The 24,991-nt window shown below is 65.5% G+C and carries 24 protein-coding genes; 13 read left to right on the top strand and 11 right to left on the bottom strand.

Going from position 1 to position 24,991, the window contains the following annotated elements; genetic code table 11:
- Positions 1-32: 32 nt before the first annotated feature.
- Positions 33-1,520: an aldehyde dehydrogenase family protein gene (locus ACQR13_RS15535; protein WP_315826800.1), complete on the top strand. Its 1,488-nt coding sequence runs from the start codon at positions 33-35 to the stop codon at positions 1,518-1,520.
- A 439-nt stretch (positions 1,521-1,959) separates the two neighbouring features.
- Entirely contained in the window at positions 1,960-2,313 is a 354-nt protein-coding gene (locus ACQR13_RS15530; RefSeq protein ID WP_316194125.1) for a globin domain-containing protein, read from the top strand.
- A gap of 7 nt (positions 2,314-2,320) precedes the next feature.
- Here the strand turns inward: ACQR13_RS15530 and ppx are convergent, their stop codons facing one another.
- The 4 genes from ppx to ACQR13_RS15510 form a co-directional block, all read right to left on the bottom strand.
- Positions 2,321-3,820 (bottom strand): exopolyphosphatase, encoded by a 1,500-nt coding sequence (ppx, locus tag ACQR13_RS15525; protein WP_316164845.1) that lies wholly within the window; start codon positions 3,818-3,820, stop codon positions 2,321-2,323.
- A gap of 42 nt (positions 3,821-3,862) precedes the next feature.
- Positions 3,863-6,058: an RNA degradosome polyphosphate kinase gene (locus ACQR13_RS15520; protein WP_316194126.1), complete on the bottom strand. Its 2,196-nt coding sequence runs from the start codon at positions 6,056-6,058 to the stop codon at positions 3,863-3,865.
- 135 nt (positions 6,059-6,193) lie between these two features.
- Positions 6,194-6,871 (bottom strand): DnaA ATPase domain-containing protein, encoded by a 678-nt coding sequence (locus ACQR13_RS15515; RefSeq protein WP_316164711.1) that lies wholly within the window; start codon positions 6,869-6,871, stop codon positions 6,194-6,196.
- A 58-nt stretch (positions 6,872-6,929) separates the two neighbouring features.
- Positions 6,930-7,484 (bottom strand): CDP-alcohol phosphatidyltransferase family protein, encoded by a 555-nt coding sequence (locus ACQR13_RS15510; protein WP_315712371.1) that lies wholly within the window; start codon positions 7,482-7,484, stop codon positions 6,930-6,932.
- Between the two features lie 156 nt (positions 7,485-7,640).
- On the opposite strand from ACQR13_RS15510, the gene purM reads away from it, so the two are divergent.
- Both purM and purN read left to right on the top strand, forming a co-directional pair.
- Positions 7,641-8,714 (top strand): phosphoribosylformylglycinamidine cyclo-ligase, encoded by a 1,074-nt coding sequence (gene purM, locus ACQR13_RS15505; RefSeq protein ID WP_316202086.1) that lies wholly within the window; start codon positions 7,641-7,643, stop codon positions 8,712-8,714.
- A 13-nt stretch (positions 8,715-8,727) separates the two neighbouring features.
- Positions 8,728-9,381: a phosphoribosylglycinamide formyltransferase gene (gene purN / locus ACQR13_RS15500; protein WP_316173815.1), complete on the top strand. Its 654-nt coding sequence runs from the start codon at positions 8,728-8,730 to the stop codon at positions 9,379-9,381.
- A gap of 145 nt (positions 9,382-9,526) precedes the next feature.
- Here the strand turns inward: purN and ACQR13_RS15495 are convergent, their stop codons facing one another.
- On the bottom strand, positions 9,527-9,736 hold the full coding sequence (locus ACQR13_RS15495) for a cold-shock protein (RefSeq protein ID WP_315712366.1): 210 nt from the start codon (positions 9,734-9,736) through the stop codon (positions 9,527-9,529).
- Between the two features lie 486 nt (positions 9,737-10,222).
- Here ACQR13_RS15495 and ACQR13_RS15490 point away from each other — a divergent pair, with 486 nt between their 5' ends.
- Positions 10,223-11,245, top strand: coding sequence for an autotransporter outer membrane beta-barrel domain-containing protein (locus ACQR13_RS15490; RefSeq protein ID WP_316202085.1), 1,023 nt, complete (start codon positions 10,223-10,225; stop codon positions 11,243-11,245).
- Between the two features lie 4 nt (positions 11,246-11,249).
- Here the strand turns inward: ACQR13_RS15490 and ACQR13_RS15485 are convergent, their stop codons facing one another.
- A complete protein-coding gene (locus ACQR13_RS15485) occupies positions 11,250-12,293 on the bottom strand; it encodes a LysR family transcriptional regulator (protein ID WP_316202084.1) in 1,044 nt (347 codons plus the stop codon).
- 55 nt (positions 12,294-12,348) lie between these two features.
- Here ACQR13_RS15485 and ACQR13_RS15480 point away from each other — a divergent pair, with 55 nt between their 5' ends.
- Genes ACQR13_RS15480 through ACQR13_RS15470 form a run of 3 tightly spaced genes read left to right on the top strand, consistent with a single transcriptional unit; the run spans position 12,349 to position 14,178 of the window.
- Complete coding sequence (locus ACQR13_RS15480; RefSeq protein WP_316191216.1) at positions 12,349-12,990, top strand: hypothetical protein; 642 nt, start codon at positions 12,349-12,351, stop codon at positions 12,988-12,990.
- Entirely contained in the window at positions 12,977-13,600 is a 624-nt protein-coding gene (locus tag ACQR13_RS15475; protein WP_315712361.1) for a GNAT family N-acetyltransferase, read from the top strand. The genes ACQR13_RS15480 and ACQR13_RS15475 overlap by 14 nt, the downstream gene beginning before the upstream one ends.
- Positions 13,600-14,178 (top strand): isochorismatase family protein, encoded by a 579-nt coding sequence (locus tag ACQR13_RS15470; protein WP_315712360.1) that lies wholly within the window; start codon positions 13,600-13,602, stop codon positions 14,176-14,178. Before ACQR13_RS15475 ends, ACQR13_RS15470 begins: the two co-directional genes overlap by 1 nt.
- A gap of 21 nt (positions 14,179-14,199) precedes the next feature.
- On the opposite strand, the gene ACQR13_RS15465 is transcribed toward ACQR13_RS15470, so the two are convergent.
- A complete protein-coding gene (locus tag ACQR13_RS15465) occupies positions 14,200-14,376 on the bottom strand; it encodes a hypothetical protein (protein WP_315712358.1) in 177 nt (58 codons plus the stop codon).
- Positions 14,377-14,404: 28 nt separating this feature from the next.
- On the opposite strand from ACQR13_RS15465, the gene ACQR13_RS15460 reads away from it, so the two are divergent.
- Positions 14,405-14,572, top strand: coding sequence for a hypothetical protein (locus ACQR13_RS15460; RefSeq protein WP_315712357.1), 168 nt, complete (start codon positions 14,405-14,407; stop codon positions 14,570-14,572).
- A gap of 90 nt (positions 14,573-14,662) precedes the next feature.
- Here ACQR13_RS15460 and rnd read toward each other — a convergent pair whose 3' ends face one another.
- Both rnd and ACQR13_RS15450 read right to left on the bottom strand, forming a co-directional pair.
- Positions 14,663-15,811 carry a ribonuclease D gene (rnd, locus tag ACQR13_RS15455; protein WP_315749976.1) on the bottom strand — a complete coding sequence of 383 codons (1,149 nt, stop codon included), beginning with the start codon at positions 15,809-15,811 and terminating at the stop codon, positions 14,663-14,665.
- A gap of 398 nt (positions 15,812-16,209) precedes the next feature.
- Entirely contained in the window at positions 16,210-17,685 is a 1,476-nt protein-coding gene (locus ACQR13_RS15450) for a protein adenylyltransferase SelO (protein ID WP_434862957.1), read from the bottom strand.
- A gap of 260 nt (positions 17,686-17,945) precedes the next feature.
- Between ACQR13_RS15450 and aspS the strand changes: the two genes are divergently transcribed.
- The 4 genes from aspS to ACQR13_RS15430 all read left to right on the top strand — a co-directional run bounded on the left by aspS (position 17,946) and on the right by ACQR13_RS15430 (position 23,035).
- Complete coding sequence (gene aspS / locus ACQR13_RS15445) at positions 17,946-19,733, top strand: aspartate--tRNA ligase (RefSeq protein ID WP_434862956.1); 1,788 nt, start codon at positions 17,946-17,948, stop codon at positions 19,731-19,733.
- A gap of 706 nt (positions 19,734-20,439) precedes the next feature.
- A complete protein-coding gene (locus tag ACQR13_RS15440) occupies positions 20,440-21,996 on the top strand; it encodes an ABC transporter substrate-binding protein (protein WP_315712350.1) in 1,557 nt (518 codons plus the stop codon).
- 203 nt (positions 21,997-22,199) lie between these two features.
- A complete protein-coding gene (locus tag ACQR13_RS15435) occupies positions 22,200-22,412 on the top strand; it encodes a hypothetical protein (protein WP_315712348.1) in 213 nt (70 codons plus the stop codon).
- Between the two features lie 161 nt (positions 22,413-22,573).
- Positions 22,574-23,035, top strand: a complete 462-nt coding sequence (locus ACQR13_RS15430; RefSeq protein WP_434840984.1) for a hypothetical protein — start codon at positions 22,574-22,576, stop codon at positions 23,033-23,035.
- Positions 23,036-23,146: 111 nt separating this feature from the next.
- On the opposite strand, the gene ACQR13_RS15425 is transcribed toward ACQR13_RS15430, so the two are convergent.
- Positions 23,147-23,773, bottom strand: coding sequence for a LysE family translocator (locus ACQR13_RS15425; protein ID WP_434862955.1), 627 nt, complete (start codon positions 23,771-23,773; stop codon positions 23,147-23,149).
- A gap of 665 nt (positions 23,774-24,438) precedes the next feature.
- Positions 24,439-24,777 (bottom strand): hypothetical protein, encoded by a 339-nt coding sequence (locus tag ACQR13_RS15420; RefSeq protein ID WP_315712345.1) that lies wholly within the window; start codon positions 24,775-24,777, stop codon positions 24,439-24,441.
- Between the last annotated feature and the right edge of the window lie 214 nt (positions 24,778-24,991).

Genomic DNA, 24,991 nt, shown 5'->3' with positions numbered 1-24,991 from the left:
TTCATTGGTATACAACAAACGGAGGAAATATGATGTCGATTGCATATGATTACGAGCGCGGCTCGAGGGGGACGTCCTATCTGACGAAGCCGTTCCAGCTCCTGATCGGCGGCAGGCATGTTCCCTCGGTTTCGGGACGCACCTTCACGTCGCTCAATCCTGCAACCGAGCAGGCGATTGCGACGGTCGCCGAGGGCAATGCCGAGGATGTCGATCTCGCAGTCGCCGCGGCCCGCAAGGCCTTCGAAGGGCCGTGGCGAACGATGCGTGCGGCGGAGCGCGGCGCGATCCTTCTGAAATGGGCGCAGCTGTTGCGCGACCATGCCGACGAGATCATCGAGCTCGAAAGCCTCGATGCCGGCAAGCCGGTGTCGGCGATCCTGCGCCAGGATCTTCCCGCCGCCATCGATACGCTCACCTATTACGCCGGATGGGCCGACAAGATCAGCGGTGAAGTCGTCTCCACGCGCGATGATGCGCTGACGTATACGGTGCGCGAGCCGGTCGGCGTGGTCGCGGCGATCGTGCCGTGGAATTTCCCGCTGATGATCGGGATGTGGAAGCTAGCGCCGGCGCTGGCCTGCGGCTGCACCGTCGTGATGAAGCCCGCCGAGCTGACGTCGCTGTCGGCGCTGCGGATCGGGGAGCTCGCGCTCGAAGCCGGACTGCCGCCCGGTGTTCTCAACATCGTGACCGGCCCCGGGCGCACCGTCGGCGAGGCGCTGGTCAACCACCCCGATGTCGACAAGGTCACGTTCACCGGCTCGCCCGGCGTCGGCCGCGGCATCATGAAGGCGGCGGCCGGCAACTTCAAACGCGTCTCGCTCGAGCTCGGCGGCAAGTCGGCCAACATCATCTTCGACGATGCGAACATCGAGGCCGCCGCGAAGGCTGCGGCCAGCGGCATCTTCTTCAACACCGGGCAGGTGTGCTCGGCCGGATCGCGGGTGCTGGTGCACGAGCGCGTGTATGACGAGGTGGTCGAGCGCCTGACCGAGCGCGCACGGGCGCTGCGGATCGGCGATCCGCTCGATCGCGCAACCTCGCTCGGACCGGTCATCTCCGAACGGCAGATGAAGACGATCCTCGACTATGTCGACATCGGACGCAACGAAGGCGCCACGCTCGTCACCGGCGGCCAGCGCGCGGCCGCCCGCGGCTATTTCGTCAGCCCCGCCGTCTTCGCCGGCGTCACGCACGACATGCGGATCTCGCAGGAAGAGATCTTCGGACCCGTGGTCAGCGTGATCAAGTTCAGGGACGAGGCCGAGGCGCTGCGGATGGCGAACGGCACGGCCTACAGCCTGGCCGCCGGCGTCTGGAGCCGCGACATGGGGCGCGTCCATCGCTTCGCCAAGCGCCTGCGCGCCGGCACCGTGTGGATCAACACCTATGGCTACACCGATGTGCGGCTGCCTTGGGGTGGCGATCGTGACTCCGGACTGGGCCGCGAGCACGGCACGGCCGCGCTGGACAACTTCACGGAGCCGAAATCCGTCTGGATGAACCTCGCGGTGTGAGCCAGGCGTCGGCTGACGCGGACGGCCGCCATTCGCATCGGCGGCCGTCTGCGCGATCCAACGGATCAGTCGGCCTTGGCGCCGGTCGGCGGCTGGCGTGTCGGCGTCCTCCGATGGCCTGTGAGAAGCACGATGGCCGTCGTGTTTGTTGCCGTTACCGTCTCCGATCACTGAGTCGGCCAGCCATCTTGGCGGCAGGATCACAAGCCAATCCACAGTGCTGCGGCACGGTGCCGCGCCTTTGCCAGGTACCGCAGGGCGCGGTCCTCTGTTTCTTATAATCTTGAACCCGTTCGCGCCGCCGCGACACCACCACGTCGAGCTCCACTGATCGGGCCATGATTGGAATTGTTTCGAATTGGACTTGCGCCTGTTGACTGCAGATGAGATTGCGCACGTCAAGTCGTCGTTCGACTTGGTATTTGCCAATGCTACACGGATGACGACGACGTTCTATGACCGCGTCTTCGAGCTCGCGCCGGAATGTCGGGCGATGTTTCCCGCCGACATGGACGTGCTGAAACGGGACTTCATCGCGACCCTGGCGGTCCTCGTCGGCAGCCTCGATCAGACGACTGGTCTGTTGTCGAGCACCGACATCCTCGGCCGCAATCATGCGCGCTATGGGGTCCGGCCTGAGCACTATCCGGTGGTCGGCGAAGCACTACTGTGGAGCCTCGCCAAAGGACTTGGTCCGCATTGGAATGATGAGGTCGAGCAGGCCTGGCGCAAGGTCTATGGCGTCATCGCCAAGCGCATGATCGCAATTTCGGTCGGCGCTCCGCGGTCCTGATCCGGATCTAGCTGCGCACGATCGAGCCGGAGCGGCCGACGAGGCGCGCGAGCTGCTTGAAGCGTCCGCCGACGCGGTCGGCGACGAGGTCGACCATCTGGTGCTCGAACACCAGCATCAGCTTGCGGTCCTGGGTGCGGAAATGCGTTGCGGGCAGCACGCCGGGCCGCGCCGCCGAGATCAGATGCGCGACGCGAAACGCGGTGCCGAGCAGGCGCGCACGATCGATCTGGGCCGGGCTCAGCTGCTCGGTGAGGGCAGGCGCCGCCGCCTCGTCGCGCAGGCCCTCGTAGCGGAAGAACACGGACAGCGCGACGAAGATGCGGCCCTCGTGGTTGATCGAGCCGAAATTGCCGTTCAGAACGATGCCGTAGGTCTGCTCGCCGCGATGGTCCGGATGCATGCGCCAGCCGATGTCGGACAACAGGCAGGCGGCGTGCCGCAGCCGGCGCTCGTCCTCGGTCTCGCGGATGTGCATCACGCGGAACAGGCGGTCGGTCCAGTCGATCAGCTCGCGGGCATGCTGGGCCGAGCGCGACAACAGCTCGTTGAGGCCCTGCGCCGCGCACAGCAGCCCGTCCTTGGCGCGCTCGGCGTCCGGAAGCTTGGAGTAGAGCAGGCCCTCGCGCACGCCGAAGGTCGAGAACACGACGGTCGTCGGCCTGGCGACGCGGATGATGTGCTCGAGCACCAGCGCAGCATAGGCAAGCAGCGGGCGCCGCGCCTCGGCGATCGCTTCGATGTCGGCCAGCATGTCGGCGGCGACGAGACGGCGCAGCCGGCGCACGAAGGCCAGCGCATCGGCCGCCGGAATCGCATAGCCGTGCATCACCCCGAGCGGATAGCCGCTCTGGATGATGTGGATGCGCGCCAGCGCGCGCCAGGTGCCGCCGACCGCATAGAAGGTGCGGTTCTGGCCGGCCAGCAGTTGCGGCAGGTCGGTCAGCGCCTCGCTCGCGATCCGCTGCGCCTTCTTCAGCGATTTCTCGGCGAGATCCTGCAGCGCCAGGCTGCCGAGCGGCAGGGTAACGCCGCTGCGGACCTGGTGCCCGCGCACGTCGATCAGCTCAAGTGAGCCGCCGCCGAGATCACCGACGATGCCGTCGGGCTTGTGAATGCCGGAAATGACACCGAGCGCCGAATAGCGCGCCTCTTCGGGGCCGGTGAGGATCTGGATCGGGACGCCGCAGATCTTCTCGGCCTTGGCGATGAAATCAGCGCCGTTCGAAGCATCGCGGCAGGCGGCGGTCGCGATGGCATGCACTTGCCCCACCCGCTGCACCTTGCACAACGCGCGGAAGCGCTTCAGCGCGGTCAGCGCCTTGTCGACGGCATCGGCCGCGAGCAGGCCGGTGGTCTGGACCTCGCGGCCGAGCCCGCACAGCGCCTTCTCGTTGAACACGGTCACGAGGCTGCGTTCCATCGCCTGGTAGACGACGAGACGGACCGAATTCGAGCCGATGTCGATGACACCGACGCTGGCGGACCTCGTGCCGGGCCGCTTCACCACGGCATGTCCCGTTGCAGAAGGCCCCGGTGCAGACAGCCCCTATGAAGGAGAGCGTTCATTCCGGCGCGTGAGCCGGCGCGGCGATGATTCCTTGAGCGACTTTCCACGGCCGGACAGACTCGGATTCGTCATGAAGTAATTGTGCAGGTTGAACGGCTCCTCGCCCTTCGCGGCCTTCATACGCGTTGACGACCCATCCGGCAACAATTGCCAGCTCTGCTCGGTGTCCTTGAGGTTCGCGACCATGATCTGTTCCAGAACCTGCTGATGCACGGTCGGGTTCTGAAGCGGGCAAAGCACCTCGACGCGGCGGTCGAGATTGCGCGGCATCATGTCGGCCGAGGAGATGTAGACGGCGGCCTTGGCGCTCGGCAGGCCCTGACCCATACCAAAGCAGTAGATGCGGCCATGCTCGAGGAAGCGGCCGATCACCGATTTGACGCGAATGTTCTCCGACAGTCCGGGGAGGCCGGGACGCAGGCAGCAGATGCCGCGCACGATCAGCTCGATCGAGACGCCGGCCTGCGAGGCCTCATACAGCGCGTCGATGATGTCTGGATCGACCAGCGAGTTCATCTTCATCCAGATCACGGCCGGCTTGCCCTGGCGGGCGAAGCTGGTCTCACCGTGGATGTGCTCGATCATGCGCTTGCGAAGCGTGAGCGGCGACACCGCCATCTTCTCGATGTCGATCGGCTCGGCATAGCCGGTGATGTAGTTGAACACCCGCGTGACGTCGCGGCCGATCACCGGGTCCGATGTGAAGTAGGACAGGTCGGTGTAGATGCGCGCCGTCACCGGATGATAGTTGCCGGTGCCGGTGTGGACATAGGTGGTGAGGCTGCCGCCCTCGCGGCGCACGACCATCGACAGCTTGGCATGCGTCTTCAGCTCCAGAAAGCCGTAGACGACCTGCACGCCGGCGCGCTCCAGATCGCGGGCCCAGCGGATGTTGGCCTCCTCGTCGAAACGCGCCTTGAGCTCGACCAGCGCCGTCACCGACTTGCCGGCTTCGGCAGCTTCCACCAGCGTGCGCACGATAGGCGAGTTGTTGGAGGTGCGGTACAGCGTCTGCTTGATCGCGACGACGTCCGGGTCGCGCGCCGCCTGCTGCAGGAACTGCACGACGACGTCGAACGACTCGTAAGGGTGATGGACGATCAGGTCCTTCTGCCGGATGGCGGCGAAGATGTCGCCGCCATGGTCGCGGACACGCTCGGGATGGCGCGGCACATAGGGTGCGAATTCGAGGTCGGGCCGGTCGACGCGCGTCAGTTGCGACAGCTCGTTCATCGCCAGCACGCCGTCGACCAGGAACACCTCGTCATCGGTGGTCGAGAGCGCATTCTGCACGAAGCGGCGCAGCTCCTCCGGCATGTTGGCCTCGATCTCGAGCCGGATCACCGAGCCGCGACGGCGCCGCTTCAGCGCGGTTTCGAACAGCCGCACCAGGTCTTCGGCCTCTTCCTCGATCTCGATCTCGCTGTCGCGGATGATCCGGAAGGCGCCCTGGCCCTTTACGGTGTAGCCGGGAAACAGCCGGCCGATGAACAGGCCGGTCGCCTGTTCCAGGGTGATCAGGCGGATCACGCCATCCTTGGAGCCGGGGAAGCGGATGAAGCGGTCGATCTTGCCGGGCATGCGGATGAGGGCGTTCATCGGGCGCCCGTCGGCGGAGCGGATCAATTGCAGCGCCACCGTGAAGCCGAGGCTCGGGATGAATGGGAACGGATGCGCCGGATCGATCGCGAGTGGCGTCAGCAGCGGGAAGATGTTGGCGAGGAAGTGGTCCTCGATCCAGGCGCGCTCGCTCTTGGTGACGTCCTGACCGTCGACGAGCACGATGCCGAGCTCGCCGAGAAACTTGCGCAGGTCGCGCCAGATCGCCTGCTGGTCGATCGCGAGCTGCGACACCGTCTCGTTGATCAGCTTCAGCTGCTCGGTCGGCGTCAGCCCGTCGGGGCTGCGCTCGGCGATGCCCTCGCGGACCTGGGCGCGGATGCCGGCGACGCGCACCATGAAGAATTCATCAAGGTTGTTGGCGGAAATCGACAGAAAGCGCACTCGCTCCAGGGCGGGATGCCGCGGATTGACCGATTCCTCCAGAACGCGGCGGTTGAAGTGAAGCCAGGACAATTCCCGATTGATGAATCGCTCGGGGCTCGAGGCAATCTCGATGGACGGCACGGCGACCGGTTCTTTCTCTGAGATTTCAGTAACTTGCTCGGTATCCATCGGAATTCGATCCATATCCATCCAGTCGCGAACCAGTCGCGAACGGTCGACCGTAGCCCAATCTGGGTAACCAGGGGATGACGTTGCCGGCACCATTGGGGTTCCGTGCCCGTCCGCCGTCAAGATGGTCGCGGGTCAAAGCGGGCGGAGCAGCTCCGCCGCCAGCGCCCGGGTGACCGGCCGTCCGAGCCGCAGGGACTCGTCGTCCAGCAGTGCGACGGTCTGGCGGGCGGCCGCGTAGGACCGTTCGATGTGGCTTGCGAGATAGCTGACCACGGTCTCGTCGATCGCCAGTTGCCGGTCCGCGGCCAGCTTGACGATCAAGGCGCGGAACAGCTGGTCGTCGGGCGGCAGCAGCGTGACGACCGGGACGGCGCGCAGCCGCGACCTCAGATCGGCCAGGGCGATGGGCAGGGCCGCCGGGGCCTCGCGCGCCGTGATCAGCACGAAGGCCTCGTCCTGGCGGGCGAGGTTCAGCAGGTGAAACAGCGCTCGCTCGTCGAGATCGGTGGCCGTCAGATCCTCCAGCACCAGCGCGCCGGTGGCGAGTGCCCCAGGGACCACGCTCGCCTCGAGGGCATGCGCGGACAGGGATCGGGCGCCAGCCCGCTCGGCCCAGATCGCGGCGAGGTGGCTCTTGCCAGAGCCGTCGGGGCCGACCAGGAACATGGTCCGCGCCGGCCATTCCGGCCAGGCGTCGACCAGAGCGAGCCCGGCCGCGTTGCCTGGACCTTCGAAGAAATTGTCCCGCGTCAGGCTCTCCGCATGCGGCAGCGCGAAGGCCAGCTGACGAGGGGGGATATGGCCGGCCAAGATCGAATTGCTCCGTATCGTGTGGTGCGTGAGGTCGGGACGGGCTCTCCGCGGAGGATCACCGGACCTCGATGGTGCTCATGTGGCGCACCCAGTCGACGAGATACAGCCCGACCGACACGAGGGTAAAGACGGTGACCAGCACCATCAGCACCACATCGTAGGGCTGGGGCTCGAAGCCGAAGCTGAGCGAGGCCAGCACGAGCGCCGCGAATCCCACCTGGGCGACCGTGTTCAGCTTGGACACCATCAATGGCTTCATCGCGACCGGCCGGTCGAACAGCCAGGACACGATCACCGCCGAGACGATCATGATGTCGCGCGAGACCACCAGGATCACGATCCAGCGCGGGATCGCGCCCCAGATGCCAAGCGTGACGAAGATCGAGACCAGCAGCGCCTTGTCGGCGAGAGGATCGAGCAGCGCTCCCAACTCGGACCGCAGGTTGAAGCGCTTGGCCAGGAAGCCGTCCACGGCGTCGCTCACCCCCGCGACCACGAAGACCAGAAATGCGATCTCCATCTGGCCGGCTGCAATGGCCCAGACGACGATCGGAACCAGCAGGATTCGACCCAGCGTGATCAGATTGGGGATACTGTGGGGAATGGTCACGCAGCGGGTCCCGACGACGACTCGATCAAAAGACAATCCGATTCCGAAACAGGGCGAACCGGTCCGTTCCTAGATAGTATGGGGACGAGCCCCTTGCGAGCCATTGCGCGCGGCCGGATTCCGACGTAACCAGCGGCCAGATTAGGGGTTTTTACCATGACCGAGCGCAAGAACGGGCTCACTTATGCAGATTCGGGCGTCGATATCGATGCCGGAAACCGTCTGGTCGATCTGATCAAGCCCATGGTGCGCGCAACCGCCCGCGCCGGCGCGGATGCCGAGATCGGCGGCTTTGGCGGCCTGTTCGACCTCAAGGCCGCCGGATTCAAGGATCCGGTGCTGGTCGCGGCAACCGACGGCGTCGGCACCAAGGTGAAGATCGCGATCGAGACCGGGCTGCATGGCGGCATCGGCATCGACCTGGTCGCCATGTCGGTCAACGATCTCGTCGTGCAGGGCGCCGAGCCGCTGTTCTTCCTCGACTACTTTGCGTGCGGCAAGCTCGACCCGGAGGCGACGGCGTCGATTGTCGCCGGTGTCGCCGAAGGCTGCCGGGAATCCGGCTGCGCGCTGATCGGCGGTGAGACCGCGGAAATGCCGGGCCTCTACAAGGACGGCGACTACGATCTTGCCGGTTTCGCGGTCGGCGCGGCGGAACGTGGGACGCTGCTGCCGTCTCCCGACATCGCGGCCGGTGACGTGGTGCTGGGGCTCGCATCCTCCGGCGTCCACTCCAACGGCTATTCGCTGGTGCGCAAGATCGTCGCCCAGTCCGGCCTCGGCTTCGATGCGCCGGCACCGTTCGCGCCGGTCCTGACTCTCGGCGCGGCGCTGCTGACGCCGACCCGGCTCTATGTGAAGTCGTGCCTTCGCGCCATCCGCGAGACCGGTGCGGTGAAGGGGCTCGCACACATCACGGGCGGCGGCTTCACCGACAACATTCCGCGCGTGCTGCCGAAGCATCTCGGCGTCTCGATTGACCTGACGGGCCTGCCGGTGCTGCCGGTCTTCAAATGGCTGGCGAAGCAGGGTGGCATTGCAGAGCGCGAGCTCTTGCGCACCTTCAATTGCGGGATCGGCATGATCGCGATCGTCAAGGCCGAGGCCGTCGATGCCGTCATCGAGGTGTTCACCGCGAATGGCGAGCACGTCGCACGGCTCGGCGAGGTCGTTGCTGCGACAGGCGACGAGCGGGTGATCTACACCGGCGCCCTCGATCTGGCTCTGTGAGACGAGTGAGCCGATGAAGCGCCGCGTCGCCATCCTGATCTCGGGCCGTGGGTCGAACATGGCCGCGCTGATCCACGCGGCGGCGCAGCCGGATTTTCCGGCCGAGGTCGCCATCGTGATCTCCAACCGAGCCGATGCGGCCGGACTGCAGAAAGCGCAGGAAAGCGGCGTCGCGATCGAAATCATCGAGAGCAAGCCGTTCGGCAAGGACCGCGCAGGGTTCGAAGCCAGACTGCAGCAGGCGCTCGATGCACGCGGCATCGAGATCATCTGCCTGGCCGGATTCATGCGCCTGTTCACGGCGGAGTTCGTGCAGCGCTGGTATGGCAGGATGCTGAACATTCATCCGTCGCTGCTGCCGTCGTTCCCCGGCCTTGATCCGCATGGTCAGGCGCTGCGTGCCGGCGTCAAGCTGTCAGGCGCCACCGTGCATTTCGTCATTCCGGAGACGGATGCTGGTCCGATCGTGATGCAGGGCGCGGTCGTGGTCAGGGACGACGATACGCCGGACACGCTGTCGACGCGCATTCTCGGTGTCGAGCATCGCATCTATCCCGAGGCGCTGAAGCTGCTGGCCAAGGGCCTGGTGCGGCTCGAAGGCGATCTCTGCCGGACGTCGTCCGTGGAGCAGGGCGATCACGCGCTGATCTGGCCCGTCGTCCGGTAGCTGTCGCCGGACGAAAAAAATCCCCGGCGGGGCCGGGGCACATCAAGGCTGACGAAGTCTGATCATCCGCGGCGAGCGCGCGTGACGCGGAGCTCGTGAGTTGGTTTACGGACCCGCGCTGTGGCGCCCTCCGCCGGGACGATGCTCACGAGAGCTTCAGGTTCTCTGCCGACGTCTTGCCGCGGCTCTCCACCAGATCATATTCGATCGTCTGGTTCTCGTTGAGCGTGGTCAGTCCAGCACGCTCTACCGCCGAGATGTGGACGAACACGTCCTTGTCTCCGCCAGCCGGTTTGATGAAGCCATATCCCTTGGTCGGGTTGAACCACTTCACGCTGCCCTTGTAGGTCGGCATCGCTGTCTCCTCGTCTAGACGAAAAAAAAGACGCGGCCACGCTCGCGCGTGCCACGCCACAAACGGGCTTCCCGGGATCTGCTCAATTTCCGAAGTCGCGAAACGCACAGTCGAACGGCCAATCCGATTGTACGGGAGATTGCAACACGATTTTCCGCCGATATCAAGTTTGGCGGACTGATGAGAACGCGTCGCGGCGTCGCGGCGCCGGCTGCTGCAACTGCGTGGCTTGTGGCGCTGGAACCACAAATCCCTGCAGGGCACCCGCGGCATGGCAATCCTCATTGACCGCGATCGGGAACTGCGGGCAGAACATCGCTGCAATATTGAAGCGAATTTGAGCGGGCGGCGAACGGGGCATCGATGCGCGGGGCGTCTCAGGCCAGGCTGGGTTGGCGAATGCGCAGCGGCGCATGCGGGGCGATGCTGCTCATCGGCGGGCTCGGTTTGGCCGCCGCTTCTTCGCCGTGTGCCGCGCAGGCCAGCATGCCGAGCATCGCCGCAAGCCCGACACCAACGCCGAGCCCGCTGCCCAGTCCGGCACCGGGCGCGATCAGTTCCGAACGCTCGGCCGGCCGAACCGTGCTCGATCTCGGCTCGAGCTTCCTCGAACGGCTCGGTACTCAGGTCACGCAGGGCGCCACCCGGCTGCCGCGGAGCAATCCCGGCGGCGGCGGCGCGCCGGAGGCTTCGGAACAGCCTCGGTTCCGGACCTGGGGCGAGATGTATGGCGTAACCGTCCGCAGCAATGCGCAAGGCGACTTCGCCGGCGACAAGAGGACGACTTGGGGCGGCGTCGCCGGTATCGGCATGCGTCTCGTGCCGGGCGTGAATGTCGGACTATCCGTCGACCAGAGCCGGACCTGGGTCGATGTGCCGCTAGCGCTGCAAGCGGCGACGCTCGATCTCACACAGTTCGGGTTCAACGCCTCGGTCGACCAGGGACCCTGGACCTGGGCGATCGCGGTCGTCCATGGCTTCGGCGGGATCAGTGCGCGGCGCGACACCAGCCTCGGTACGGCGACGTCGGTCTACGGCGCCCACATCACGGGCGTGCTGAGCGAGCTTGACTACTACTGGAGCATCGGTGAGAGCCGGATCGTTCCGAAGCTCGCCTTCGAATACACGCGCGCCACGACGGCGGCATTCCAGGAGGCGGGCGGGCTCGATCCGCTGTCGGTCAGCGGCACCTCGCTGGAGCGCGCCCGCGTTCTCGTCGGCGCCGAGTTCGGCCGCTACTTCATCGTCGACGGCAAGATCCTCGACGTCTCGGCCTATGGCAAGCTGGTCGACAATTTCAGCCAGAATCTCGGCGCGGTGACCGTCAGCCTCGGTCCGCAGAGCATCACGCTGCAGGGCCTTGGCGAGGGCCGCTACGGCGCCGACGCCGGCGCGGCACTGTCGCTATCCCTGAATCGAACGGCACGCCTCTATCTCAACTACGATGCGAAGCTTCGCTCGGTGCTGCAATCGCATCAGGGCACGCTCGGCGTCGAGCTCAAATGGTAGCTCGTCATACGGGTTTCGGCGCGACGTAGCCGTTGAAGCCGACGATATCCCGCGCGGGCGCCATCAGAGGCACGAGATTCAGCGGATGGATGAACTCGTCCCGGAAGCAGGCATGGACCTTCGGATCGAAGATGCGCTTCAACCAGTCGATGACGACCTTGTGCCGGTCGGAGTTGCGAAACTCCTTGTGATAGGTCAGCCACAGATCCATGTGGTAGTTGATGCCGAGATCGACAGGAACGAGCGGCGCCCCGAGCGCGACCGCCGAGGTCGGGAGAAAGCCGATACCGGCGCCGCGCTCGACCGCGTAAAGCACGGCAACGCTCGAATTGGTTGAGATGCCGACGATGCCTTCGAGGGACTCCAAGCCGAGGATGCGCGCATAGCCGGTCTCGTCGAGCTGCACGCCGTGCTGCTTGATGATGCGGTGATCCTTGAGCTCCGCCAGCGATGTCGGCAGTCCATGCGCGTCGCGATAGGCTTCCGACACGAAGCCGTAGATGTGCAGACGGCCGAGCTTTGCAACGATCACGTCAGGGTTGGTCGGCCGTTCGAACTGGATCGAGATGTCAGCCTCCAGCCGCGACACGTCGGCCTGCTGCATCGCGCAGCTCAGATCGACGGTGATCCTGCGATAGGTCTTCTGGAAATCGATCAGTCGCGGCAGGATCCAGAAGTTGCCGGGGCCTTCGGTCACGGCGACGCGCACCGACCCCTGAGTGTCGGTCGACAGCGAAGCGCGCCGGAAGATGTTGAAGCTCAGCCGCTCCATCTGCTCGACGTCGAAGAGCAACGATCGTCCCTCGTCGCTGAGCGACAGGCCGGATTGATCACGGATGAAGAGCTTGCATCCGAGTTCGTCCTCGAGCCGGTCGATCTTGCGCATCAGGGTTGTGCCGGTCAGTCCGAGAACATCCGCCGCGTTTCGGAAGCTGCGGTGACGCGTACAGAGCAGAAATGCTCTCAAATCCTCCCATGAGGGGTTAAGCGTTTCGTCAGACTTCCTGCGCTGCGTGGATGCAGCACCCCGATGCAAATGTTGCCGCATACACTCCAGCTCCGACAAGTATGATGACGTCATCAAAGCCAAGCTGGAAACATAGATGCAGAACCCTCACCGCGGAAGCACAGAATTCACGCTGCGACATCAGCTCGACGCGCTGCCGCGGACGGATCGGGTCGCGGCTCAGGCGGTCACGCTCGATCGGCTCGGCGAGCTCACGGCGCTCGCACGCCGGGAAATACCGGGCGTTCGTGCCTCAGAACACGAGCTTGCGGAGTTCTTGCGGCACGATCCGGAATCGATCTTCGCGCTCTACCGCGGCAGGAACCTGCTCGGCGGCATCGCCTTCCTCTATCTCAACTGCTCAGGCCTCGATGCGTTGCTCCTGGATGAGTTCAATTTGAATGATCCGCCGCGCAGATTTCTGGCGCGGCCGGACGAAGACGTAGCCGCCATCTATGTCTGGGCGCTCGTCGCGCAAGGGCGAGGAGCGATCGGTCTCGGCAATGTCGCGCAGGCGCTGCAAGGCGCGAGATTTCGCGCAGCCGATTACTATGCGCAACCATCGAGTCCGGAAGGGCGCGCGTTTCTCGGCGCGCTCGGCTTCACGCCGGTGCCGAGCTTTCAGCCCGATCTCTGGTGGTATCAGCGGCCGTGGAACCGGATGCCGGAGATGATCGCGCCTTCGATCCAGTCGATGAAGGGTTTCGAACAAGGGAGCATCGCGGATGCACAGCATTAGTTCGGCCATGGCGGCAAAGACAAATCCCCGCGCGATCACGGTGCGCATCGCGCGCGATCCGAATGACCTCATGCTCGTTACCGCGATCCGCTCGGCGGTCTACCTGACCGAGCAGGATTGTCCCATGGAGGAGGAGTTCGACGGCAACGATCTGGTTGCAGCCCACTTCCTCGGTTTCGTCGGCAAGGAGCCGGCGGGATGCGTACGCGTGCGCTTCTTCGGCGACTTCGCCAAGGTCGAGCGGCTGGCGGTGCGCCATCAGTACCGGCGTTCCCGGCTGTCGTTCAAGCTGGTTCGCGAGGCGCTCGACTATTGCAGGCGAAAGGGCTTCAAGAAGGCTTATGGCCACGCGCAGGATCGTCTCGTCGATTTCTGGGCGCATTTCGGCGCCAAGCCGCTCGGCCATAATCGCAAGCTCACATTCTCCGACTTCTCCTACACGGAGATGGTGCTGGACCTCGAGCCGTGCGACGATGCGATCACGCTCGACAGCGATCCCTACATGATCATTCGTCCGGAAGGCGACTGGGATCGGCCGGGTGTGCTCGATCTCTCGGCCGGCCGGCCGGCATCGTCGCCCTTGCACGACTTCGCCGCAGCGAGACCGTGATGACGGGCCGAGATCTGTTCGGTGCCACCGAGGCGGATCCGCCTGTTCTCGTCTGCGCCGATCTGCAGTGCGAATATCTCGCCGAGGGGCGCAGGCATCTGATCGCCGATGGCGACGTCGTCATGGCGCTGTGCCGGCAGTTGATCGCGCTCTGGCGCGACAACCTGTGGCCGGTCGTCCATCTCAAGCGGATCGCACAGGCAGCCTGGTTCAACCCGGCCTCCAACCTGACGAACTGGCTTCCGGACTTCAAGCCAACCCCGGGGGAGCTCGCGTTCGAGCATCCACTGCCCTCGGCCTATAGCTCGGCCCGGTTCGCCGAGTACATGGCGAACATGCGCAGCATGCGCTGCGTGCTGCTCGGCTTCTCGCTGGACGAGACGATCCTCTCGACGGTGGTGGACGGCTTTCACCGCAGTCACCGCTATCAGGTGATCGGAGACGCCGTCGCCTGCCGGCAGGCCTGCGCCGGCGACGCCGCGTTGTACAAGCTGGTTGTAACCAAGGTGATCGGCAATTTTGCCGGCGTCCTCGACAGTGCCGAGCTTATCGGCGCCGGCGGCCGTCTAGCGGTGTGACCGCGGCGGCTATTGGCGGTATCATCCTGAGGCGAGTCGTTCGGCCAGATCGATAATCATACGGCGATCGGCCGGATCGCTGATCTTGTTGAACGCGACGACGAGGCGAAGGGCCTCGACGACGTGCAGGTCGACCGGATTCTCGCTGAGCAGCCGCAGCAGCCTCTGTTCCGGCGGTTCGCAATCGTCTTTGCTCACGCGGCAGCTCCAGGACCGAGACCACGACATGACCCGAGAGGAAGAGCTCAAAGAGCTGGCGAGCAGCCTCCGGGCAGCCATCGCAAAGGCGCGCCAGCTCAATCTGCCGACCAGCGCCTACATCCTTTCGATGGCTCTGGTTGAGGTGTCCCAGACAATCGAGGCGGAGTTGAGGGGGCAGACCAGCGCCGAATGATGGGCGGCATCATGACCACCCGTGCCGCCTGCTGCAATCAACTTGGCAGACTCGGGAAGACGCAGCCGGCCAGAGCCGCTGCGACGCCGATCAGGCCCGGTCGACCCGGACGACGCGGCCCTTCTCGATGGCGAGTGCGAGCTTGCCGTGCTTCAGCGCGAGCGCGGCCTCGCCGAACAGCTCGCGGCGCCAGCCCTGCAGCGCAGCAACGTCGGCATTGTCATCGGCGGCGATCTGCTCGAGATCGTCGACGGTGGCGATGACCTTGCTTGCCACGGCGTGGCGTTCCGAGGTCATGCGCAGGAGAACCTTGAGCAGCTCGACGATCGCAGCGCCGTTGGAGTTGTTGCGCGGCTTTTCCAGCTTGGGCAGGGCGGCGAGATCGCGCGCCAGGCCGCGCTGCACGGCGGCAACGATGTCGGAGCCCCATTTGGAGCGCTCGAAGCCCTTGGGCAGCGAGCGCAGATTGCCGAGCTTCTCGATCGTTGTCGGGGCATGGGTGGCGATGTCGCCGACCGCGTCGTCCTTCATCACGCGGCTGCGCGGCACGTCGCGGCTCTGCGCCTCCTGCTCGCGCCAGGCCGCGACCTCGATCAACACGGCCAATTCCTTCGGCTTGCGGACGCGGGTCTTCAGCCGTTCCCAGGCGCGCTCGGGGTGGAAGTCGTAGGTCTTCGGCGAGGTCAGGATCTCCATCTCCTCGCTGACCCAGTCGCTGCGCCCGCGCTTCTTCAGATCGGCATCGAGCGCGGCGAACACGTCGCGCAGATGGGTGACGTCGGCCTCGGCGTAGTGCGCCTGCTCCTTGGTCAGCGGCCGGCGCGACCAGTCGGTGAAGCGGTGGGTCTTGTCGGGGCGATGGCCCGTGATGCGTTCGACCAGTTGGTCATAGGCGATGCTGTCGCCATACCCCAGCACCATCGCGGCGACCTGGGTGTCGAAGATCGGATGCGGCACGATGCCGGCGCGGTGCCAGATGATCTCGATGTCCTGGCGGGCGGCGTGGAAGACCTTGAGGACCTTTTCGTTCGCCATCAGCTCGAAGAAGGCTTTGAGATCGATGCCCTCGGCCAGCGCATCGATCACCACGGCCTCGTCCGGGCTCGCCATCTGCACGACGCAGAGCAGGGGATAGTAGGTGGTTTCCCGCAGGAACTCGGTATCGACGGTGACGACCGGGTGGCGGGCGAGGCGGGCGCAGGCGGCTGCGAGGTCCGCGGTGGTGGTGATCAAGTCCATGAACGATCCATGACGAGGCTCTTACGCCGTCGTCCGAAAACGCTGACAAGTCAAGGGTGTCGGCAAGGGGTACGGGACGAATTCGTGTCCGCTTGTCGGCCCAATCCGCCCCGAACGCAAGCACCGCGACGTGAGCTGATCGCTCTATGGTTGATGATAGGGCGCGTCCGGCGCCGGTCAGTGATGCCGGACGCGGCCCGCAGGCCGGCGCGTCGAGGGCACCGCGAGCACGATCAGGCACAAGGCGATCATCGCCAGACCCATGAATTCGAACACCAGCGCGTCCACGTCTCAGACCTCCCCGACTTGTTGGTTCAACTTGTCGGGGCTGCGTTGATCGTTTCTTAAGGACCCGGGCGCTGTCAGGGCGATGGTGGACGCGAGGTTAAGACCGCGTGTCAGGTGCCGCAGAAGGTCTGCAACACCTGCTCGTCCGGCTGCGGCGGATCGGCATAATCAGCCCGGTCCGGCTGGTCGTCATAGGGCCGGGCCAGCACCGCATGCAGCTCCTCGAACGGCGCGTAGTCGTCGTTCTCGACCGCTGCCGTGATCACCGCCTCGATGCGGTGGTTGCGCGGGATGAAGGCGGGATTGACCTTGCGCATGGCCGCGCTCCGCTCCGCCGCCGTCTGCGGTTCCTCCGCCAGGCGCTGGCGCCAGCGCTGGGCCCACTCGTCGAAGCCGGTGGGATCCTCGAACAGGACGCGGACCTCGCTGAGATCGCCGCTGCCGGCGGCGTCGCTGAGACGGCGGAACGTCAGCGTGAAATCGGCTCGGGCCGCCGCCATCGCGTCGAACAATGCCTGCGCCAGCGGCTGGTCGCCCTCGCGCTGCGTGGCCAGGCCGAGCTTGCGGCGCAGGCCCGCCTGGTGCGCGTCCGTAAACTGGGTGGCGAAGCCGTCGAGCGCAGCCTCGGCCTCCTTGATCGCCTGGTCCTTGTCGTCGCCGAATAGCGGCAACAGGCACTCGGCAAGCCGGGTCAGGTTCCACATCGCGATGCGCGGCTGGTTGGCGAAGGCGTAGCGGCCGAACTCGTCGATTGAGGAGAACACCTGCTTGGGATCGTAGGCGTCCATGAAGGCGCAGGGACCGTAATCGATGGTTTCGCCGGACACCGAGGTGTTGTCGGTGTTCATGACGCCATGGATGAAGCCGACCAGCAGCCACTCGGCGATCAGCTTGGCCTGGCGGGCGATCACGGCATCCAGCAGGGCGTGGTAGGGGCGCTCGGTACCGGCGAGATCCGGATAGTGCCGGTGGATGACGTGGTCGGCGAGCCGGCGCACGGCGTCAGTGTCCTGGCGCGCGGCGAAATACTGGAACGTGCCGACCCGGATGTGGCTGGTGGCGACACGGGTCAGCACCGCGCCGGGCAGGGCGGTGCCGCGATAGACCTGCTCGCCGGTCACGACCGCAGCCAGCGAGCGCGTCGTCGGAATGCCCAGGGCCGCCATCGCCTCGCTGACGATGTATTCGCGCAAGACCGGCCCCAGCGCCGCGCGGCCATCGCCGCGGCGCGAAAATGGCGTCGGCCCGGAGCCCTTCAGCTGGATGTCGCGGCGGACGCCGTTGCGGTCGACGACCTCGCCGAGCAGGACCGCCCGGCCGTCGCCGAGCTGCGGCACGAAATGCCCGAACTGGTGGCCGGCATAGGCCATCGCGATCGGCTCGGCGCCCTCGGGCACGGTCTTGCCGGCCAGGATCTCGGCGCCCTCCGGCGTTTCCAGCTCGGCCGGGTTCAGCCCCAGCTCCGCGGCGAGAGGCCGGTTCAGCTTGATCAGACGAGGCGCTGCGACGGGGGTCGGCGCCACCCGGGCAAAGAAATTGTCCGGCAGCGTGGCGTAGGAGTTCTGGAAGGGGAAATGCACGGTCATGGCTCCAAGATAGGCGCGGGGCGGCCGTTTTTCGAGCCCAAACGGCCGTCAGACGAGCGTTTCGGCGCCAGCTCAATTCGGCATCGGCGCCGACGTTGCAGTGAGGCCCAGGGCGGGCGGCCTTTTCCGGCGCGAGGCCGAAAAGGCCCGTTCCTGCGGTTGCCGCGCCGGGGCGGCTCGGCTAAACCCTGCGCGCATTCGGAGCGCGCCCCTGCGGCTGCGCCGATTCCTTCTCCTCACGACGACCATTCAGGACGACCATGCATCGCTACCGGACCCACACCTGCGGCGCGCTCCGCGAGAGCAACATCGGAGAGACGGTCCGGCTGTCCGGCTGGTGCCATCGCATCCGCGACCATGGCGGCGTGCTGTTCGTCGACCTGCGCGACCATTACGGCATCACCCAATGCGTCGTCGATCCGGACTCGCCAGCGTTCAGCCTGGCCGAGAAGCTGCGCTCGGAATGGGTCGTGCGCATGGAGGGCAAGGTGCGCCGCCGCCCGGCCGGCGCCGACAACAAGAGCACCGACAACGACGATCTGCCGACCGGCAAGATCGAGCTGTACGTCTCCGACATCGAGGTGCTCGGCCCCGCGGACGAGCTGCCGCTGCCGGTGTTCGGCGAGCAGGAATACCCGGAGGACATCCGGCTGAAATACCGCTTCCTCGACCTGCGCCGCGAGAAGCTGCACCAGAACATCATGACGCGCGGCGCGATCATCGATTCGATGCGCCGGCGCATGAAGGAGCAGGGCTTCTTCGAATTCCAGACCCCGATCCTGACCGCGTCGTCGCCGGAGGGCGCGCGCGACTTCCTGGTGCCGTCGCGCATCCACCCCGGCAAGTTCTACGCGCTGCCGCAGGCGCCGCAGCAGTACAAGCAGCTGCTGATGATGTCGGGCTTCGACCGCTACTTCCAGATCGCGCCATGCTTCCGCGACGAGGACCCGCGCGCCGACCGCCTGCCCGGCGAGTTCTACCAGCTCGACGTCGAGATGAGCTTCGTCGAGCAGGAGGATGTGTTCGCGGCGATGGAGCCGGTCATCACCGGCGTGTTCGAGGATTTCGCCAAGGGCAAGCCGGTGACCAAGGGCTGGCCGCGCATCCCGTTCGCCGAGGCGATCCGCAAATACGGCTCCGACAAGCCCGACCTGCGCAACCCGATCGAGATGGCCGACGTTTCCGAGCACTTCCGCGGCTCCGGCTTCAAGGTGTTCGCGCGCATGCTCGAGGACCCCAAGAACCAGGTCTGGGCGATCCCGGCGCCATCCGGCGGCAGCCGCGCGTTCTGCGACCGCATGAACTCGTGGGCGCAGGGCGAGGGCCAGCCCGGCCTCGGCTACATCATGTGGCGCGAGGGCGGCGAGGGCGCAGGTCCCCTGGCGAACAACATCGGTCCGGAGCGCACGGCTGCGATCCGCAGCCAGCTCGGCACCAAGGAGGGCGACGCGGCCTTCTTCGTCGCCGGCGATCCCGACAAGTTCTGGAAGTTCGCAGGCCTCGCCCGCAACAAGGTCGCCGATGAGCTGAGCCTGTCCGACAAGGATCAGTTCAAGCTGGCCTGGATCGTCGACTTCCCGATGTACGAGTACAACGAGGACGACAAGAAGGTCGACTTCTCGCACAACCCGTTCTCCATGCCGCAGGGCGGCCTCGAAGCATTGCAGACGCAGGATCCGCTGACCATCAAGGCGTTCCAGTACGACATCACCTGCAACGGCTACGAGATCGCCTCCGGCGGCATCCGCAACCACAAGCCGGCCGCGATGGTGAAGGCGTTCGAGATCGCAGGTTACGGCGAGCAGGAGGTGGTCGACCGCTTCGGCGGCATGTACCGCGCCTTCCAGTATGGCGCCCCGCCGCATGGCGGCATGGCCGCCGGCGTCGACCGCATCGTGATGCTGCTCTGTGGCACCACGAACCTGCGCGAGATCTCGCTGTTCCCGATGAATCAGCAGGCCATGGACCTGCTGATGGGCGCGCCGTCGGAGGCCAGCACGAAGCAGCTCCGCGAGCTGCACATCAGGACGAATCTGCCGAACAAGTAGTTCGGCGGACTGCTTGCGACAACATCGCGCGGCCGATTGGCCCAGCCGCATCCGCCTCAGGACGCTGTCGCTGCGAATGGCGTGATGCAACAGCGCGGCGGTGGCGACCTGCAGGGGTCGCCACGATCCCGCGATCCATTTGCCGAGGACATCGTGGATCGCGTGAACGACCGGCTCCAGCGCCTCCCAGGTGTTCCTCGAGCGCGTCTCGATCCAGCCGAACAGCGCAATCCGTCTCGACTCGTCGTTATCGGATCCCGAACTGCGGCATGTCGTCGCCCGGCGCGTTGTAGCTCCGGCGCAAGATGACCCGGCCTTGAAGGCGTCGCTCTGCATTTGATGTTCTCGCGTTAATGCTGGTTAAGACTGCGAACAACTTCATCCGGGTCTCCGGTCGCGTCCAGGCAGCGCCGGACGCATCGGCAGCATCGCGCTGACGTGGTCGAGCGGCCGGCCAGAGCGGTCATCGTGCCCCGACGGCAAACCGTTGATTCTGAGAACTAATCGTTCGTGCCGCTTGTTAGTTCGGCACCTTGCGCGACGCGGCGCGAAACGCGATCGAGCGGTGTGGCCCGCTATGAGTTCCAGGCGGCACCGATCAGTCGAATGGCGGTTGCGGTGTCATGCAACCTGTCCTTAATAGGAAGCCTGTCTGACTCATGTAGTGAACTTAGCCAACCAATCACAAGAAGACGGATAGTTCAAAATGACCGTTCGCTGGTGTGCGCTCCTGCTCGGAACTTGCCTGTTCGTCCCTGCCGCCTCTGCTGTCCCCATTTCCCCCGATGTCGTTCGTGATCTCGCCGCCCGCGTCGGACCGGTCGTCGGCCAGGCCGCGACGTGCCGTGAGATCGCCCAGGGGCGCGTCCAGACCATCATCGATCAATTCAGCGAGGTGATCCGCCAGGGCTCTTCGAACGGCGGCGAGCGCGATGGGCTCATCCGCACCTTCAACAGCTATATCGCCGAGGGTCGCGGCCGGGTCGCGTCCTCGCAGGTGAACTGTCAGACCGCAGAGCGCCAGTTGGCAGAGCTGGAGCGGTCGCTCAGCCAGCAGCAGTCGGCGGCTCCCTCGCTGTCCTTCGCGCTGGCGCCGTCGACCGCGGCCGCGTCGACGCAGCCTACGGCCAACCTGCCGCCTCCGCTTCCGCACGGCGTCAGCGACACCGAGATCCGGTTCGGCACCGTCATCCCGTTCTCCGGAGTCCGCAAGGAGTCCGCGCGCCAGATGAAACTCGGCATCGAGACCGCGTTCGCCCGCGCCAACGATGCCGGTGGCATCAACGGCCGCAAACTGCGGCTGATCGCTGCCGACGACGGCTATGATCCCACGCGGACGCTCGGCGCCATGACGCAGCTGTACGAGAAGGACCAGGTGTTCGGCTATATCGGCAACATGGGCACTGCCAACAACGCGGTGGCGATTCCCTACGCGCTGGAGCGCCGGGCGCTGTTCTTTGCGCCCTACAGCGGCTCCGCCGTCGTCCGCCGCGATCCGCCCGACCGCTACGTCTTCAACTATCGTGCGAGCTACGCCGAAGAGACCGCCGCGATCGTGCGCTACCTGATGAAGGTCAAGCGCATCCCGGCGAAGCAGATCGCCGTATTCGCGCAGAACGACGCCTATGGCGACGACGGCGCCAACGGTGTCGCCAAGGCGTTCCGCGCGAACGGCATCACCGATCCGATCATCCGCTATGGTTTCCCGCGCGGCACGCTCGACGTCGACGAGGCCGTCGGCAAGCTGAAGGCGCAGACCAAGCCGCCGATCAAGGCCGTGATCATGATCGCGACCGACCGCGCGGCGGCGAAATTCATCGAGAAGACCCACGAGGCGGTTCCAGGGCTGATCTATGCCAACATCTCGGCGGTCGGATCGTCGTCGCTCGCCGCCGAGCTGAAGCTGCTCGGCTCGAAATACACCAACGGCGTCATCGTCACGCAGGGCGTTCCCTCGGTCGCCGGCTATTCGAGCCTGGTGCTCGACTATAAGACCGCGCTGGAAAAGTACTTCCCCGGCGAAGCGCCGGATTACACCTCGCTCGAAGGCTTCATCTCGGCAAGCATCCTGATCCAGGCCCTGAAGCAGACGACGCCGCTCGAGACCGAGCGGCTGGTCGACACGCTGGAGTCGATGCAGAGCATCGACCTCGGCCTTGGCAGCAAGCTGTCGTTCGGACGCGCTGAGCACCAGGCCTCGCACAAGATCTGGGGCACCGCACTCGACGAGACCGGCACCTACCAGGCGATCGAGCTGGAATGACGGGCGGGGGGGACGCAGCCGAACTTGTCGTCCCCCCGTCAACGCCGCAGTGCAAACAACGTCCCCCGGCCGGCTTGCGGGCGGCCGGGCGACCCGGATCCGACCTCGAGATCATGCCGGAACTGTTCGACGGATGCTTCATTGACTTGCAGGCGCAACAACCGTGAGCGACCGCAATGTCCATGCGAACACAGATTTCGGCGATGGTCTTCATGATGGTTCAGGCCGTGCTGTTCGGTGCGGGAGTTCTGACGATTCTTCTCACGCCGCTCAGCAATCACGCGATGCTCGCAATGCCGGTCATGATTGCCCTGAGCGTGGTGCTGTCAGCCATTGTCTCCTGGCAGATCGCACCGCGGCTGCGTGCGCGATATTGGCGCCGGCGTGGAATCAACCACGACCTGATCTCGGGCTGACGCCAGAGAGCAGCCGGCGACCGTCCCGGCTCGGCACCCCCAGATCGCTTCCGCGTCCGGCTGTCATCTGTCATCTGTGCGGCGCAGCACCAAAACAGGCGATGTCGTTTGAACCAACGCTGACCCGCGCGGTTAGACAGCATTCCCTTGGAGGATGAACCATGCGCGTTCCAGCAGCAGCGACCGTCGTGTTACTATCCTCTTGTCTCCTCCCCGCAGGCGCATGGGCCCAGCAGGCCGACAGCACGCCGGGAACCAGCCAGACCCAGGCCGTTCCCGTGCAGCCGGAACGCACGCCCCAGCAGTCGGACCAGGCCCGTGAACGCGAGCGCCAGAGGGCCGAGGACACGCGGGTGAACCGCGACTGGACGACACAACAGCGCGACGACGACCGGATGGGCATGGATCGCATGGACATGGATCGGATGCGCCAGCACCGCATGGGCCGCATGATGGACCAGGACATGGACCATCGCACCACGGGTCGAAACGCGCGAATGCAACGCGATGATGACGATATGGATCGTCGCGCGCGCAGTTTCGATAGCGAACGGCCCTACCGGCGCGTCAAGATCTGCTACGAATACGAAAATGGCGACGAGTTCTGCCGCTATCGCGACTAGCTCAGCGGGGGTGGTCGCAAAGCAGCATCGGCTCGTGTGCGCCGGCATGGCGCTGCCGGCACGCCGCGCAAATGTGCGTATGAACGTGACGACTTGGCGCCAGTCTGGTCGTCAGCTCGTGCGCCGCGCCAACAACAGCGCGCCGCCAAGGCTGCACATGACGGTGCCAGACGCCTGCCGCATCCGCGTCACGAGGCTTGGCCGCCGGGCGAGACGATGCCGCGCCTTGGCGGCCCAGAACGTCACGACCAGGTCGACGCTGGTGTTGAGCGTCACCGAGATCAGCCCAAGCACGACGAACTGCGCGGCGACGTCGCCGGCGGGATCGACGAATTGCGGGATGAAGGCGAGGAAGAACGCCGCCGTCTTCGGATTGAGCGCCTCGACGATGATGCCCTCGCGAAACGCGCGCCGGCTGCCTGTCGTCGTCACGTCGGCCGGCTGGGCGGCCCGAGCCTCCCGCCACGTCTTCATGCCGAGCCAGATCAGATAGAACGCGCCCGCGATCTTCAGCACCGTGAACGCCTCCGCGCTCGCCATCACCAGCGCCGACAGCCCGAGCGCACCGGCGACCACGTGCACGAGGCCACCGAGCCCGAGGCCGACGCTAGAGGCCAGTCCCTCGCTTCGCCCGCCGGCCAGCGTGCGCGCCACGATGTAGAAGATACCGGGGCCGGGCGTGAGCGCGATGACGAGGGCGGCGGAGAGGAATAGAAGGAAGGTCGGGACGTCGGGCATCGGATTTCTTTGTTGGGTGAGGAGATGTGTAGGGCAATCCTTCGGACGTGGCAAAGCGGACTCAGACAGGGGGCGGCGTTTTTCGAGAGACGGCTGTAGGGGCCTGCCTCCGCTGTCGTGCTGTGCAAGCCGTGCCGCGCGACAGCGCGGTACCGACCCAGGACCCATCACCTCAGCGGGTTTGTGAGGAAAGGTTTGAGCGACGAGTGCGCGCCCTCCAAACAAATCCCGTGAGTATGGAGCCCGTTTGGTGCAAGCCCGGCCGGGTTCGCCTGGACGACGGCATTGGGGAAGAACAAGTTCGCATGTCCAGCAATCAATCTACTCCTGACAGATATCTGTTGCCGGGAACGGCGGTCCGTTATGATGGTGTCGAGGATGGTGTCCCGGAATATGGCGTCCTCGGTGCACTGTTGGCTGGAGGAAGAGATCGGCGGCTACGATTGTTATGTTGCGTTCTTTGGATCACGGCATCCGGCGGGGAGGCCGGCCCATAAGCCCTACATCTTGCGATACGCGTCGACATCTCTCACGGTTCTCACATGATCGCAGTAGCTACGTTGCACTCTGCCCGACAGGCAATCCCGGCAACTCCGCCATGCGCTAATTGCCCGTCGTGTTAGTTTGCCGCAGCTTTGCCCCTTGCACCGTCGGGCAAATCACCTTCACATTTCCGGCCATCCCGCCTCGATGAAGAGGGACGGTTCGCGGTCGTCACGAGGCGTGAGGCGGGGAGGCGGTGGCTGCACCGTGTTCGCAACGTGCTGATAGCGCGCGTCGACGAACGGCACGGTGCAGACGGTCAAGTCGCGTGGTCCTGACACCCCGATGCTGGTGTCAAGTTCGCGGAAGATGCCTTGCGGCATTGCGCGGATGACGGGGGCAAACAAGCCGGTCCCCGAGGAGAGCGCGAAGCAGCCGAAAAGCCCACCGCGCAGGGAATGCCGGATGATCGGCTGAACCTGTGGTACCTGCCGCCTGCATTTTTTTCGCAGGCGGGCCATGGGTTGCGGCCAGCACCCGGCATTCCCTGCGCCCTCTTCGTTGGAGGAGGGCCGAACGACCGGACAAACTCGGGCGATCGCGCCGCGGGCTTGAGGACGCGCGTGCGTTGAAATACGAGATGCTTGAATGAGCGAGGCAACAGGCGCGGACGTTCATGGAATGAATGCCGTGCTCGCCATCGGCGCCGATGCCAGCCCCACGCACAAATCCCAC

This window comes from Bradyrhizobium sp. HKCCYLRH3059 (assembly GCF_051168035.1).
In the GTDB taxonomy this organism is placed as follows: Bacteria; Pseudomonadota; Alphaproteobacteria; order Rhizobiales; family Xanthobacteraceae; genus Bradyrhizobium.
This window is presented reverse-complemented; position numbering and strand designations above follow the sequence as displayed.